General features: G+C 50.4%; 12 protein-coding genes. 5 read left to right on the top strand and 7 right to left on the bottom strand.

All coding sequences use genetic code 11. The annotated features are described in order from the left end of the window. Positions 1–51 precede the first annotated feature (51 nt). From QME66_10515 to QME66_10500, 4 genes are read right to left on the bottom strand one after another with little or no spacing between them, the layout of a single operon-like run. Entirely contained in the window at positions 52–210 is a 159-nt protein-coding gene (locus tag QME66_10515) for a DUF5989 family protein (protein ID MDI6809400.1), read from the bottom strand. A gap of 22 nt (positions 211–232) precedes the next feature. Then, positions 233–1,453 carry an SGNH/GDSL hydrolase family protein gene (locus tag QME66_10510; protein ID MDI6809399.1) on the bottom strand — a complete coding sequence of 407 codons (1,221 nt, stop codon included), beginning with the start codon at positions 1,451–1,453 and terminating at the stop codon, positions 233–235. Continuing rightward, entirely contained in the window at positions 1,431–1,847 is a 417-nt protein-coding gene (locus QME66_10505) for an SxtJ family membrane protein (GenBank protein ID MDI6809398.1), read from the bottom strand. The genes QME66_10510 and QME66_10505 overlap by 23 nt, the downstream gene beginning before the upstream one ends. 8 nt (positions 1,848–1,855) lie before the next feature. Beyond that, positions 1,856–3,673 (bottom strand): carbamoyltransferase, encoded by a 1,818-nt coding sequence (locus QME66_10500; GenBank protein ID MDI6809397.1) that lies wholly within the window; start codon positions 3,671–3,673, stop codon positions 1,856–1,858. 535 nt (positions 3,674–4,208) lie between these two features. Here QME66_10500 and QME66_10495 point away from each other — a divergent pair. Together QME66_10495 and QME66_10490 are read left to right on the top strand one after the other, a co-directional pair. Continuing rightward, positions 4,209–5,063 carry a permease-like cell division protein FtsX gene (locus QME66_10495; GenBank protein ID MDI6809396.1) on the top strand — a complete coding sequence of 285 codons (855 nt, stop codon included), beginning with the start codon at positions 4,209–4,211 and terminating at the stop codon, positions 5,061–5,063. A gap of 11 nt (positions 5,064–5,074) precedes the next feature. Further along, positions 5,075–6,535, top strand: a complete 1,461-nt coding sequence (locus QME66_10490; GenBank protein MDI6809395.1) for a peptidoglycan DD-metalloendopeptidase family protein — start codon at positions 5,075–5,077, stop codon at positions 6,533–6,535. 385 nt (positions 6,536–6,920) lie between these two features. On the opposite strand, the gene QME66_10485 is transcribed toward QME66_10490, so the two are convergent. The 3 genes from QME66_10485 to radC form a co-directional block, all read right to left on the bottom strand. Then, positions 6,921–7,706 (bottom strand): hypothetical protein, encoded by a 786-nt coding sequence (locus tag QME66_10485; protein MDI6809394.1) that lies wholly within the window; start codon positions 7,704–7,706, stop codon positions 6,921–6,923. Positions 7,707–8,138: 432 nt separating this feature from the next. Continuing rightward, the gene (locus tag QME66_10480; protein MDI6809393.1) at positions 8,139–8,390 is read right to left on the bottom strand and encodes a hypothetical protein; all 252 of its coding nucleotides are present in this window, start codon (positions 8,388–8,390) and stop codon (positions 8,139–8,141) included. A gap of 353 nt (positions 8,391–8,743) precedes the next feature. Then, positions 8,744–9,190, bottom strand: coding sequence for a DNA repair protein RadC (gene radC / locus QME66_10475; protein ID MDI6809392.1), 447 nt, complete (start codon positions 9,188–9,190; stop codon positions 8,744–8,746). A gap of 270 nt (positions 9,191–9,460) precedes the next feature. Here radC and QME66_10470 point away from each other — a divergent pair, with 270 nt between their 5' ends. The 3 genes from QME66_10470 (at position 9,461) to QME66_10460 (ending at position 13,821) form a co-directional block, all read left to right on the top strand. After that, positions 9,461–11,713 (top strand): TonB-dependent receptor, encoded by a 2,253-nt coding sequence (locus QME66_10470; protein ID MDI6809391.1) that lies wholly within the window; start codon positions 9,461–9,463, stop codon positions 11,711–11,713. A gap of 13 nt (positions 11,714–11,726) precedes the next feature. Beyond that, positions 11,727–12,605, top strand: coding sequence for a DUF4249 family protein (locus QME66_10465; GenBank protein MDI6809390.1), 879 nt, complete (start codon positions 11,727–11,729; stop codon positions 12,603–12,605). Positions 12,606–12,723: 118 nt separating this feature from the next. After that, positions 12,724–13,821, top strand: a complete 1,098-nt coding sequence (locus QME66_10460; GenBank protein ID MDI6809389.1) for an AAA family ATPase — start codon at positions 12,724–12,726, stop codon at positions 13,819–13,821. Positions 13,822–14,008: the final 187 nt, after the last annotated feature.

The raw sequence follows: 14,008 nt of genomic DNA, 5'->3' as shown, positions 1-14,008 counted from the left end.
GTGCCTTATGAAACGCCCTGCATTTCGTAAAGTTATTTCTGGGACGGCACACTAGAATAGCGCGTAGATAAACGGCGCGAGTGCAGAACCCTGCGTAAAGACGATTAGGGCACCAAAAAGAAGCAGAAAAACAACAATTGGTGCAAGCCACCATTTCTTTCTTATTCTTAGGAACAGCCACATTTCCTTGAGGATTGCTATTTTTCCCACTTTCGGCTCCGCTCCCGGGGTCTTAGTTTTTCACCCTGTAGCCGGCCGGCCTGTGTTCTTCCGAATCCGCTGCAATTGATTTCAATTCATTTGCAAGAGCACCTGCGACCACTCGATGGCCTTTGTAGTTCCAGTGTGTCCAGTGCAAGGGCGCCCTTCCGTTCTCATACGCCTGTCTGAACACCCCCTGTAACCCAACGTAATCTATGTTAAGCGATGCGGCATATTTCTTCAAGTCGTCTTCAAAAAAATTTGTGTCAAATGTCGAATCTGCGGATTCGTACTTTCTCTCGACTTCGGGAATGTAGGAGCCAATGTCTATGGTGACCAGCATAAATCGAATTCCCTTCTCTCTGCAGTATTCAACCATGGCCGCAATCAGAATCTTATTCAATTGATAGCTTTGCACATATGCAGTGTCCGGATTGGCTGTGCAGAGACTCAATGGGCCATGTATTTGACCCTTCCGCGAGGCATCTCTCCCTTCGGCCTTGAACTGTCTCTTAGCAGCGGCAGCCATCTTGAAAGCGTTATACCTTTCCGCTAGGAGAGAAATGAGTGCTGAGCGCCGCTTGAACTTGTCTATGAAACACATCTTCCTGTATTCGGGCAGATTAGTGAAGCTTGTATCAAGGAGAAGGGTTCCCTCCGGAGAAACCTTGTAGAACGGTCGCAGCGCGGTCGGGGCGGTTTCCCTCCGCACATCCTCGATATCGTTTCCCGGAAGGAAAAATACGATCGCCATATCTGGAGAGAATGCGGCAACCTGGTTTTCAAGAACGAAGAGTTCTTCAGTCTGCGTGAATCCTGAACGGCCGAAGTTCATCAATTCAATTCTGGGTCCCAACGCTTCATACAGTTGACGCTGTGCCAATGCGATAAAGGTGCTTTCCGGTTCGACCTGGAACGCTTCTACGAAACTGTCTCCAAGAATCGCAATCCGAAACGTGTTTGCATCTTTCTCGCGGGACCAATCTCTATCCCGCCACCCATATTTATTTATTCTGCCCGAAATCGGGTGATCATTTTCCTTGTAGAACCAGTATTTGCTGTTCGGAACATACCGGAATCCCAGGGTCGAATCCGGCTCGGACCATGAGATTCTTGCGCCGAAGAGATGCGTCGAGCGGAGCGTGAATTCCAGGGCAACGATGAAGATGAAGAATACGAGCAGGGAGAGAAGAATATTGCGTATCACAGTACGGGACTTCTTGGGCGGATCAGAACTGTCTCTCGTAGTCACTCTTTTCAAACTTCTGTCTTTCTTTCGGAATCCAATAGCTGTCCGCTTTCTTATCGAATTTCAGCCGTAGAAAGTCCTTTCCGGATAGCCTTGCGAGGAAACCCATTGGCGTGATTCCCACATAGAACACGAGACCAAGGATGACCCTCGTCATGACCCAGCTCATGAGGATGGCGAAGGTCATCCAGACCTTGTGAACAGGTTTCAGAACCGAAGGTACGAGAAAGGCCGGCAAGATCAAAACAGCGGAAATCAGGAAAAAATAAGGACAGGAAGATCTGCCACGCCACCAAAGCAGCGCTGCAAGGAGAGCAAAAACAATTCCGACTGTCAGGCCGAATTGCCGGAGCTCTTTCTTTCCGCTCTTGATATTCTTTATTTCCTCAACAATCATGAAGGCTCCTAATCCAGCTCAAACTTCTTGCGCCAGTCGATGTCCTTGTCGAGAGATTTCTGATCCCTCTTATCAAGGAGAAAATTGCCAATTATCAGATAATCCATATCTGTCCGCATGAAACAGAGATATGCATCATGAGGAGTGCAGACGATAGGTTCACCTCTCACGTTGAACGACGTGTTTATTATCACCGGACAGCCGTATTTTTCATCGAATTTCGAGATCATGCGGTGATAGAGATGATTATCCTTCTTGTTCACCGTCTGAAGCCGGGCAGAGTAGTCAATGTGAGTGATCGCGGGGATGCTTGAGCGCACAACGTTCAGCTTATCGATGCCAAATAGCTTTTCTTCTTCTTTAGTCATCTTCCGGCGGATCTCCTTCCTCACCATTGCTGTAAGCAGCATGTAAGGACTCTCTCGGTCAATTTCAAAGTAGTCGGGGGCCTTTTCCTCTATGACCGATGGGGCAAATGGCCGGAAGCTTTCGCGGAACTTTATCTTCAGGTTCATTATCTCCTGCATCTTCGAAGAGCGGGCGTCTCCAACAATCGACCGGCTTCCCAACGCCCTGGGACCAAACTCCATGCGCCCCTGAAACCATCCAATCACTTTCTGATCGTTAATCAGGTCAGCGATCTTTTCCGGGATTTCCTCATCGCCGAGCTCAACATAGGGAATATTGTTGTTTTTCAGATAGCCGGATATATCTCCATTCCTGAACTCCGGACCCAAGTATGATCCGAGCTGGAAGTCTTTTTCACCGTCCGCCACTCTCTTGTTTTCCAGATACTGATACCAGACAAAAAGCGCAGCCCCCAACGCACCTCCTGCGTCACCTGCCGAGGGTTGTATCCAGATATCAACGAAAGGACCTTCCCGCAGGATTCTCCCGTTTGCCACACAGTTCAAGGCCACGCCGCCAGCCAGACAAAGTTTCTTCTGGCCGGTCTCCTTGTAGATATTGCGCCCCATGCGCACCATGACTTCCTCGGTCACGTCCTGGACCGAGCGCGCCAAATCCATTTCACGCTGTGTCAGCTCCGATTCGGGTTTCCGCGGAGGTCCGCCAAAAAGCTTGTCGAACCTGCGGTTCGTCATCGTAAGGCCGGCGCAGTAATTGAAATACTTCATGTTCATCTTGAACGAGCCGTCTTCCTTCAAGTCCATGAGCTCCGTGAGCATCAAGTCTTTGTACTTTGGCTCGCCGTAAGGTGCAAGCCCCATCACCTTGTACTCACCCGAGTTGACCTTGAACCCCGTGTAATACGTGAATGCAGAATAAAGAAGACCCAATGAATGCGGAAAATGGAGTTCTTTGAAAATCTCTATCTTATTGTCCTTGCCAACGCCGCAGCTTGTCGTTGCCCACTCGCCGACTCCGTCCACAGTGATGAAAGCCGCCTCCTGAAAGGGCGACGGAAAGAATGCAGATGCGGCATGCGATTCGTGATGCTCCGGAAAGATAATCTTGTCGTCGTATCCAAGCTCTTTCTTTATGAATTCTTTCATCCAGACTCTCTGCTTAATCCACAACGGCATCGATGTGATGAAAGACTTGATTCCAAGGGGGGCAAATGCCAGATAGGTCATGAGTATCCGTTCGAACTTGATGAACGGTTTATCGTAGAAGGCGACGAAATCCAGGTCTTTCGCCGTTATTCCGCTGTTCTGCAGGCAGAAGTTTATTGCATTCTTCGGAAAAGAGAAGTCGTGCTTCTTACGGGTAAAACGCTCTTCCTGCGCCGCAGATATTATTTTGCCGTCTTCCACCACGCAGGCGGCACTGTCATGATAAAATGCAGATATCCCCAAAATACGCATCGCTTTCTCCTGCTTTGCCCCCTCGCACATTATAAAATAGAAAATAGTGACAGTCACCTATTCTTGGGATGTCCTTTCCCTCTCGCCGAAAATGTCGATCCTCCTTTGATGGCGACTGAGCGTTTTGCTGGCTCCGCTTCGGGATGACCCATCTACAGGCTCGCCAGGCGGGAAATCCTTGCCACGACCCATTGCTCCGCAACGGGTGCCCCGAGCCTCTAAAGGGCTGGGTATCCCCACCTTGCTCGCCAAGATGGGTGTGCCCATCCCTCCCGCGAAAGCCAGCTCACAGCTCATCGCCAACACAACTCCATGAGCGCTCTGAATAGCGATCTCCGAGACGGCCTCCTCACCGATGCCTGCTCGAGCCCGGGAGACGACAACCCCTCGCCGAACCAGCCTCTCCCCGTTGGGGAGAGGGCAGGGTGAGGGGACATGCTTCCCTTGAGTTCCTGGCGAAAATGTGGTTTGATTCCAAAAGCAGTTGCGTTTGGTTGAATGCCGGGAATGCCACGATGCGGAGAGAGGTGCCTAAGTGTATTCCTTGAGAGAAGTCTTCAGAGACATACGGCGGAATTCCGCGCTCATTCTTTCCGGATTCCTTGCGACCACCGCGAGCCTTGCGGTACTTGGGGTTTTCTCGCTCGTCAGTCACAACGTTCTCCGGATCGTGAAACTTGTCGAGCAAAGAAAAGAAATAGTCGTTTTCCTGAAAGACGGGGTGGGTGAAGAAAGAGTTGCATCTGTTGAAGAGGAACTGTTGGCGCTGCAAGGTGTGAAGGGAGTTGAGTACACAAGCAAAGCGCAAGCATGGACAGAGTTCGTGAAGGAAATGGGGAAAGAAGAAATACTGAAAGCCGTCGGCTACAATCCGCTCCCCGCCTCATTCAAGCTAATTCTTCTGAGTGAATACAAAAACGCTGCAAGAATGAAAGTTCTCGCCGGTCAGGTCATGCGGATAGGCGGCGTAGAAGACGTGAGCTACGGGGGAGAATGGATCGAGAGATTGGACCGGATAGTCAGAGTGCTTCTTCTCGGAACGCTCATCGTGGGAGTTTTTGTTGGCCTCTCAGTCGTGGTTGTGATGGCCAGCACCACCAGGTTCATCGTGCTTGCAAGGCGGGACATGGTCGAAATCCTCAAGAGTGTGGGCGCTTCTGATTCGGCCATCAGGCGTTCATTTCTCATTGAAGGAGCATCTCTCTCCTTTCTTTCCTCCTGTCTGGCGATGGTGGTCGTCTTCCTGGGTTTCAGGGCTCTTCATAACTCACTTCCCGACGTGGAGTTCCTGGAGCCGATTCACGTTCTAATCTTTGTCGGGCTTGGAACATTCCTTGGGCTTTGCGGGAGTTACTTGTCAGTCAGGGGAGTGTTGAAAAACATCGAGTGAGAAGGGTTTGGTTGAGACTCTTGCCGGTTTTTCTCTCATTTCTCCATTTTGTCCGTAGGATTCGGCGGTCAGAGATTGTCCGCATCGTTTTCTTGTTAGTCTTTCTCCTGGGAACCATAGCCCCTCCAATTCAAACAGGAAAGTGCTCGGAGAAAGAGATTCAAACCGAAACTAAGAAAGCAAAAAAGACAACTCCCACAAAGAAGAAACGCGCGCCGTCGAAGACCCCTTCAAAGACGACTTCGAAGGCTCCGTCAAAGAAAACTCCTTCCAAGACTGGTTCAAAGACTCCGGCGAAGACTCCTTCGAAAACCGCTTCAAAAGTCCCGCCGAAGAAAACCCCCCAGCAGGAACCGGTTTCGGAAGGCGATGTCGAGAAGCAAAAGGGAGAACTGGAGGCATTGAGGAGGGAACTCTCGAAAACGAGAAAAGAAGCGGCGGAGCTCGCTGGAAAACAGAGGACTGCCGAGAAGAGTCTGAAGATTGTGGAGACAGAGCTCTCCCTTACCGAACGGCTCATACAGAAACTCTCCCGGCGAGAAGAAATGTTGAACGCTCAACTCGAGAAAACTCGCGAAGAAATCTCGGTCGCCCTGGTCGAGATGGAGAACCGGAGGACAATTCTCGCATGGAGAGTGCGTGGGATCTACAAGTATGGTGAAGGCAAGGAGCTTGAGATGCTTGTTTCCTCGCGTTCCCTGGCCGAGCTTTTCAAGAAATACCATTACCTGATGTCTGTTGCCCAGCAGGACAGGGTGCTCCTGTTTCAGCTAAAATCAAAAAAGGAAGAGATCGAAAGGAAAGAGCGAAAACTCGACGCTGCGCACAGAGAGATTGTTGCCCTTCAAGCCGAAAAAGAAAGGGAGAAGAAAAACCTCGAGACTTTAAGAGGCCAGAGAAAGCAAGCGCTTGCCGACATAAAGGCAAAACGCAAGGAAAGCGAAAAGCAGATTGCGAAACTCGAGAATGCCCAGAAGAAACTGCAAGCACTCATAGCGGAACTTGAGAGAAAGAGACGGGAAGAAATTGCAAAGAAACTTCCTCCAAAGAAGGAATGGGTCGCAAGTTCTGTTTTCGCCCAGAACAAAGGCTCACTCCAATGGCCAACGGAAGGAGAGGTCATATCAAGGTTTGGCCGGAGCCGACACGAAAGGTTTGGAACCGAAACTTTCAACAATGGAATAGATATCAAGGCTGCGCGTGGCGCGCCAATAAAGTCGGTCGGAAAGGGCCGGGTCGAATACGTGGATTGGCTCTCAGGTTATGGAAAATGCGTGATCATAAATCACGGAGGCGGCTACTATACATTTTATGCTCACGGATCGGAGATTACGGTACGCCCGGGTGATGAGGTACAAGCAGGTCAACTCATTGGAAAGGTTGGCGATACAGATTCCCTGTCAGGGGATTGTCTCCACTTTGAGATCAGACGCGGAAAAGACTCGCTCGACCCGCAGGGCTGGTTGAGATAGTTGGATGGCCGTTAAGGGGTCAGGTGCGTACCTATCGGTAGGATTCTGGACATCGAATTCTCTAGACTTCTACGTTTCTATCTGGAGAGGTTGGGCAGACCGTGTTCTCCGCACGAATGCTCTGAATTCTTGAGTTGATTCTCAGACGCATTTCCTGGTCGGTAAGAAGTGAGAAAGAAATTTCTCTATCATTCAGGACAAGATACCGGACAAGCGATCGTCAAAGGGAAAAGATTGCCCACTTTAGCCAAAGTGGGAAATGGGGGGTTGCACAGACAACGCGAGTCAGTGTTACAGACAGTAAAACGGCACACGTTGCTGGAAAGTGTGCCGTTCAAACCTAGATTAATCAGAAAGAGGCTCTACATTGGGTGGCTCTCCTAGCTCACTTGAACATAGCCTTGATCTTGCCCCAGCTCTCATTATTCGTTGCAGTAGGTAAAACCCCGAGCTCAACAGAATCAAGTTTGATATACACAGTCTCCCAGCCAGAGTATCTTCTGGCGTCAGCAACGAAATATAGATCTTTATCCGCAATCTCCGGGATATTATAGAAATCCCCGATTAGGGTCCCGTTGTACCACAAAGAGAAGTAGGAGCGTATTTTTAGAATCTCCCATTCTCCATCCGCTGCCCAATACTGTGATGGAATATTGTAAAGAAAAGTGTGGCTAGGAAAATGAGTAGGATCTGGACTGTAAACTTTTGCTATCACCAATCCTTGACCATCGCTAGCATAAATCCCAAAACCGTAGTGTTCAACTGGCGGTTCAGTCACGTATGCTCTATAACCCCAATGCGCCCATGGATGGTTATACAGATAGAATTCAAAGCCGGTCGGTACAGAACCGCCAAAAAAGTAATTATAGATAAACCCTGATTGGCCGGCTTTGGTTACTTTTATACAAATCCCATCATCCGACGAATTAATAGGATAAGCCGTCGCAATACCACCAGCGTCCCACCAATCCGATCCACCACTGAGGCCTGTCTCAACATAACCATTTGCAACATTTGCAAATACCTCACCTGAGGTAGCCCCCTTCAGGGCAAGCTGCCAGCGGGAAGAAAGCGTTGCGCCATCAAAATTGTCAATCCAACTCTCTGCACCTGCATATCCCGCTAAGCAAAGCACCAAAATCCCGAATATGAATACGAATATTTTCTTCATGACAGTCACCCCCTGGATGGGGTTTCTACAACCAACAAAGAATCCTTGCAATCGTCCACGCAACCGACGCACAACGATACTAAGAAACCATTTTTCCTGGACCACCCCCTTTCAAGAAAATAAGCCCGGCTGAGGTTTTACGTGCATCCAGCCTCGGCACAAACTTCACCTCGCCAAAATTCAAACATAACACCTTCTGCTAAAGTCGGGCGAATCCTATGCTAGTGTAGTATTTAATTCAGATACGTACTTGTCAAGTGTTTTCTTGCGGTAGGTTCGCATAACTTTATCACCTCACTCTCTGCAAATGCATCCTCAATATCTAAACCTATTACGGAATGATTGTCAAATAAACTTTGGATTGACGCCAGGCTGGGATAGGGTGGGGAAAAAGGAACAAAGGGGCGAGTCTTTCGACTCGCCCCGCGAGGTCTATTCCTCGACAGATATTTCCTCGAGGACAACCTCCTGCTTCGGCTGCAGCTTCCCGTTCTTCAGCGCTGACCGATAACCAGTGGCCTTCCGCGTTTCTCCGCGTCCGACCTTGATCCCTCTTCCAAAGGACCGTCTGGTCTCCCGGACAACCAGAGCAACCATCTCTGTGATGAATTGCCGAGAGTCTGAACCGGTGACTTCAAGGAGTTGAGCCACCGCAGTCCAGATTTTCGCTTCATAGGAGTTCATAAGAACCTCCATTTGCCGTCATTGTTAAGGCTGCGCCCGGGACGGCTCACCGTCCGCTGCCAAGAACCCCGTAAGTCATAGGGGACGGAGCAGTCGAGCTTGCGAGACCAAGCGGGTGAGTGCTGTGGGAAAGTCTGTTTCAAAAACAAAAGCCCTGATTGTATTCAGGGCTGGCTTTTCCATCAGTGCCACTTGCGCTGTCGGTCAAGGTGGAGCTCCGCAAGGAAGGCACCTTGGAGGGATGATGGGTTCCCTATGATAAAATTCAGAGACCAGCGGACGGGAACGACCTAGCTATGAACTCCGTTGGGTGGGAAGCATAAAGAAACAAACAGGGGGGTGATATCCTGCTTTTAGATAACTCCTCTTTCCTTGAGTGAGGTGCACGATGTGGCAGAGATGATAATGTGGTCAAGAAGCTCAATGCCGACCAGCTCGGAGACTTCTTTCAATCGGTTGGTGATAGCAATGTCCTCTGTGCTTGGCTCTGGGTCGCCGCTTGGGTGATTGTGAACGAGAATTATGCTCAACGCGGATGCTTCTATGGCGGGCTTAAACGCCTCGCGCGGGTGAACGATGGGTGCGTTGAGAGTTCCTAGACTTACCACGTCGGTACGGATCAGCTGATTGCGGACGTTGAGAAGTATGGTTCGGAAATTCTCCTTCTTGAGATTGCCCATCTGCGGCTGGAGAAACTTCACAACACTCTCTGGAGTGTCAAAAGTCCGTTGGTAATTATCCTGCGTTGACTGACTGACTCTTCTTGCCAATTCAAAGCATGCTTGGAGCCACTCCGGCAGCTCCGGCTAATTCTGGGGACCTCTGTAAGCTCCTCTAGGCTAGCTTGGGCAAGTTCTCCGAGCATCTTAAACCTTTGAACCAAGTTTCTTGCAGTGCCTCGGCATCTAAGAAGGTGGGCTAGAAGCTCTTCAGAGCTTAGCGTCTCGCTTCCAGCCTCGCAGCAACTGTCCGTCGGCGTGCCTCTAGTTGACTTTGGAGTGAGGCGACCTGAGAATGATCCGAATGAGGGACTGTGTTTGGATACTTTCTGAGCTTGCAGTCTTCCCCCTGTGACTCTGATTCGGTCTAGAAAACCCGGAGCGAAGACAGTCGCAGCTATTTTGCTGCTCCTCTTGTCCTTTATCGGCGCAGACCAGCTTTTCGCTGGAACCATTCACGGGTTCGTGCGTGACAAGGCGAGCAGAGAGCCGATTATCATGGGCAATGTGTTGGTCAAGAACTCCACCATCGGCACCAACACAAATACGAACGGGTATTACGTCTTGCCTTCGCTAAAACCCGGGACATACGAAATTCAGTTCAGTTATGTCGGCTACAGACCGGTCGTTGCCACCCGCACGCTGGGAGCCGGGGATGAAATTGAACTCGATGCGCTCCTTGAAGTTGAGCCTGTCCTGGTCAAGGAAACAGTTGTCACTGCGGAAAGACACAAGCGTGAATTGGACATCAAGCCGAGCGAAATCTCGATACAGATGCCCCAGCTCCGCAGTATTCCACAGATAGCCGAGCCGGATCTGTTCAGATCGGTTCAGATGCTCCCGGGGGTCGCCACGCTATCGGACTTTTCCGCCGGGCTCTACATCCGCGGCGGGAGCGCAGACCAGAACCTGATCCTCCTGGATCACATCGATGTGTACAATCCAAACCACATGTTCGGGTTTTTCAGCACATTCAATACGGACGCGATCAAATCGGTGGAGCTTCTGAAAGGCGGTTTCCCGGCAATGTACGGCGGCAGACTTTCATCAGTGCTGAATGTTTACAACAAAGAAGGAGACCGCGAGAAGTGCCACGGCGTGACGAGGCTGAGTCTCCTGAGTGCCAGCTCGACTCTCGAAGGTCCGTGGAAAAAGGGTTCATGGATGGTCTCGGGGCGCCGTACATATCTGGACCTGGCTGCGAAGATGGTGAAAGTTGATCTGCCATACTACTTCTACGATGCACATGCCAAGCTGAACTACGACATAGACAGACACAATCAGGCCAGCGTCAGCTTCTATCTGGGGAATGACCGCCTAGACCTGTCAGGCGAAGGGGGCACGAACATTGCGTTGAATTGGGGAAACAGGACCTTCAGCACCAGGTGGATGCATCTGTTTTCCAGCAAGCTGTTTTCCAATTTCGTCTTTGCGGGGACCCGTTTCGATAGCGACACCGAGGTGAATTTCGACAACATTTCTTTCGGTCTCATGAACAGGATAACCGACCTGGCAATAAAGGGAATGCTGACTTACTCGCCTTCTACCGATCACTCGATGGACTTCGGCTTCGAAAACAAGATGCTCGACTTCAAACTGAATTATCACATCGTGGACACGGACTATCGCAGCTCTTTTTCCGGCGACTACTCCGCGGTCTATCTCCAGGACAACTATCGCGTGAGCACGTTCAATATCCTGCAGACCGGTCTTCGGTTTGACCACTACACCGATGGCAGCTATTCCCGCCTGATGCCGAGAGTTTCGCTCAAGCATCTGTTGACCGACAGAACAAGCGTGACGGCGAGCTACGGCCGGTATTCTCAATTCCTGAATCAGGTTGACGCAGAGGGTATGAGCTTTGCCGAGATGTGGTTCCCGGTTGACAGGACATTTAAGCCGGGAGCGGCAGATCATTATATATTGGGCTACTCCTTTGACAACGCGAGGACTTTTTCTTTCAGTCTTGAAGGATACTACAAGAAGTATCTGAACATTGCTGAATTCAGACAATTCCGGGGCGCTGACGAGAACCTCAGTGACCAGACTGCTGCGCAGAATTTCTACAGCGGCAAAGGTGAAGCATATGGCGCCGATGCTCTTGTTCGCAACAATATCTGGGGACTTGAGGGATGGGTGGGCTACTCACTGAGCAGGACCAAGAAGCAGATCAATGGTTATAACTTCGACAAGGAATACTATCCCACCTACGACAGGCGTCATACCGTGACTACGATTCAAGATTACCGGATCAACAAAAAGTACCGGGTCAATCTCGCTTTCAAGTACGGCTCCGGTCAGCCTTACACCGAAGCGACGGCCAGGTACGCGGTCATGAACCCAAACGGGACCACCCACAACCTGCCTCTTGATGGCGAAAAGAATTTCTACCGGCTTCCAGCCTATCACCGGCTGGATATCGGCATATTCTATGAGACCAAGAAGTTCCTGTTCAACACGGAAGTCTACTTCCAGGTTGTCAACGTCTACAATCACAGAAATGTTTGGTTCCGGCGCTACAAGACTTCGGGCGACACTGCCACCGTGGAGGACTACTCGATGATTCCGTTACTGCCCACTGCCGGCGTTTCGTTCAGATTCTAGGAGAAGGAAAGATATGAGAGTTGCAATCAAACTGATGCTTGTTGTGTTTGCGCTGGCGCTTCTCCTGCCTGGTTGTGAGAAGAATCCGGGCGCTCCGGATTATCAGAAGGAGATTACTGTTTTCGGTTACCTCTGGGGAAATGACACGTTGAATGCGGAGCGCGCGATTATGATTGCATATACGCAGCCGGTACTGGCACGTTACACCCTGGAGAATGCGGCAATTCGCGGGGCATCGGTCACACTCACCGAGACAAGCACCGGGCGTGTTTATACGTTGAACGAATCTCCTCAACGGCCGGGCTTCTATTTCAATGACAGTCTGGTTGTTCAGCCCAAGACGACCTACAACCTTGAGGTGAAGGCCGATGGAAAAGTGGTGAGAGCTTCTACCACTGTTCCTCCGGTTCTAAAACTTACCACCGTTTTGAATCCGGATTCTGTCAATTCCGTCTATCAGAAGAACTTGTCGAGAGAAAAGCCCATCCTTCTGGAAGGGGAATCTCCGGATCAAATCGTTCTGGTTGACATGTACTGCAATGAGTCTTACCGGGACGCCGAGTACACGGAGTCTTTCGGCGGCAGCAGGCATCCGAGGAACGAAGAAGAGTATGACGGCGGTGTGAATGGCGAGCCACGGCACATCCGGGCCATGGCCAAACTTGGCGAGTTTGTTTCCGACGAATATCCCGGGCAATATGTTGTAAACTGGTATTCCTCGATGATTGTTTTCTACGGCTCGAACACTATGCAGGTGCTGGCCATAGATGATAACTATCACAAGTTTCTCTATACAGAGCACCCAGTGTACAGCGGCGGCGTCAAAGGCGGCTTGGGGGTTTTCGGTTCAGTCTGCGGGAAAACGTACCAACTGATGGTCCTGAAACCATAACGGGCGGGTGGTCAGGCAGAGAAGATCTCCGAACAATCTCATCCCAGATGCGCCGAGGCCGTGTTCTTCGTGTCTCCGAAAGTGACTCTCACGCAGGATTCGGGTATAATGCAATCATATGGGACTGAATAAGATCTTGAATCAAAAGAGGGCTAAGCAGCACCTTCTGATGGCGCTCAAGAGCGGAAGGCTTCCGAACGCCTTTCTCTTTTCAGGACCAAGAGGCGTTGGAAAGACGACCACGGCCCTCATTCTTGCAAGAATACTAGATTGCGAGCGGATGGAGTTCGATTCGTGCGATTCCTGCCAATCATGTGAGAGGGCACACAGGTTTCAGCACCCGGAGATAGAGTTCGTTTTTCCGATTCCATCCTGGTCCAAAGATGACACCGGGGATGAATCGAAAAGGGCAGCACTAAGGTGGAGCGTGCTCTCGAAGAAAATTGAATCGCCGCTTTCATTTGTGGCATTTGATCAGAAGACCTCGATCTCCATAAACGAGATAAGGCTTTTGTCGAGAGCCTCGTCAACCCGGATTCTTCATGGAAAGTGGAGAGTGTTCATCGTCTCTCGGGCCGAGAAGATGACCCCGGACGCACAAAACGCCTTCCTCAAGCTTCTTGAAGAGCCAAGAGAGAATACGCTCATTATCCTTGTTACCTCGAAACCTCACCTGCTTCTTCCGACCGTGCTTTCAAGGTGCCAGGAGGTAAAATTCGGCGGTCTTCCAGAGCAGCACATAAGGGATGCTTTGGTCGAGTGGCTCTCAGTTCCGGCTGAGAAGGCGCAAATAATCGCATCACTCTCACAAGGAAGTCTCGGCAGGGCGCTGGAGCTTACCGAAGAGGCGGCTTTTGAGGAAAGAAGGGCCGCGGTCGAGTTTCTGACCCGCTCATTGTCAAACGAGATTGCCCCGCTTGTCGGCGACATGGAAAGAATTTCGTATGAGAGGGACTATTCTTTCGTTGAGCGTCTGGTCGAGAACCTCCTTCTCTTTCACATGGACGTTTTATCATTTCAGAACGGCGGGGAAAAAGACTTCTTTGCAAACAAGGACATGATAGACTTGATAAAAGCAGAATCAGAGAGGACCTCGTTCAAGGAAACTCGCAGGAGGGTTGCGATATTTCTCAAGGCCCTTGAGGCAGTCGACAGGAATGTCGATCCCGGCCTCATCCTGCACGAGGTCTCATATCAATTGGGGACACATCACTAAATTAAAATGGCCGAACTATGCGCAAGGACGGGCAATTTTTGGCGGTGAGGCGAGAGGAATGACGTGAGCGCTTTCCAACGGAGAAGCTGGCTGTAATGTGCCATAATGGGGCTGTTTTGGGCATAGGAATTAAGTGATGTGAGACGATAACCGTGTTTGCATGGGGTCCTTGCTGATAAGATCAGGG

The organism is Candidatus Eisenbacteria bacterium, from assembly GCA_030017955.1.
In the GTDB taxonomy this organism is placed as follows: Bacteria; Eisenbacteria; RBG-16-71-46; order JASEGR01; family JASEGR01; genus JASEGR01.
This window is presented reverse-complemented; position numbering and strand designations above follow the sequence as displayed.

Coding starts and splice junctions, on each gene's coding strand:
- QME66_10505 (MDI6809398.1), bottom strand. CDS start 1,847: ATGATTGTTGAGGAAATAAAGAATATCAAGAGCGGAAAGAAAGAGCTC.
- QME66_10500 (MDI6809397.1), bottom strand. CDS start 3,673: ATGCGTATTTTGGGGATATCTGCATTTTATCATGACAGTGCCGCCTGC.
- QME66_10480 (MDI6809393.1), bottom strand. CDS start 8,390: ATGAACTCCTATGAAGCGAAAATCTGGACTGCGGTGGCTCAACTCCTT.
- QME66_10460 (MDI6809389.1), top strand. CDS start 12,724: ATGGGACTGAATAAGATCTTGAATCAAAAGAGGGCTAAGCAGCACCTT.
- QME66_10485 (MDI6809394.1), bottom strand. CDS start 7,706: ATGAAGAAAATATTCGTATTCATATTCGGGATTTTGGTGCTTTGCTTA.
- QME66_10465 (MDI6809390.1), top strand. CDS start 11,727: ATGAGAGTTGCAATCAAACTGATGCTTGTTGTGTTTGCGCTGGCGCTT.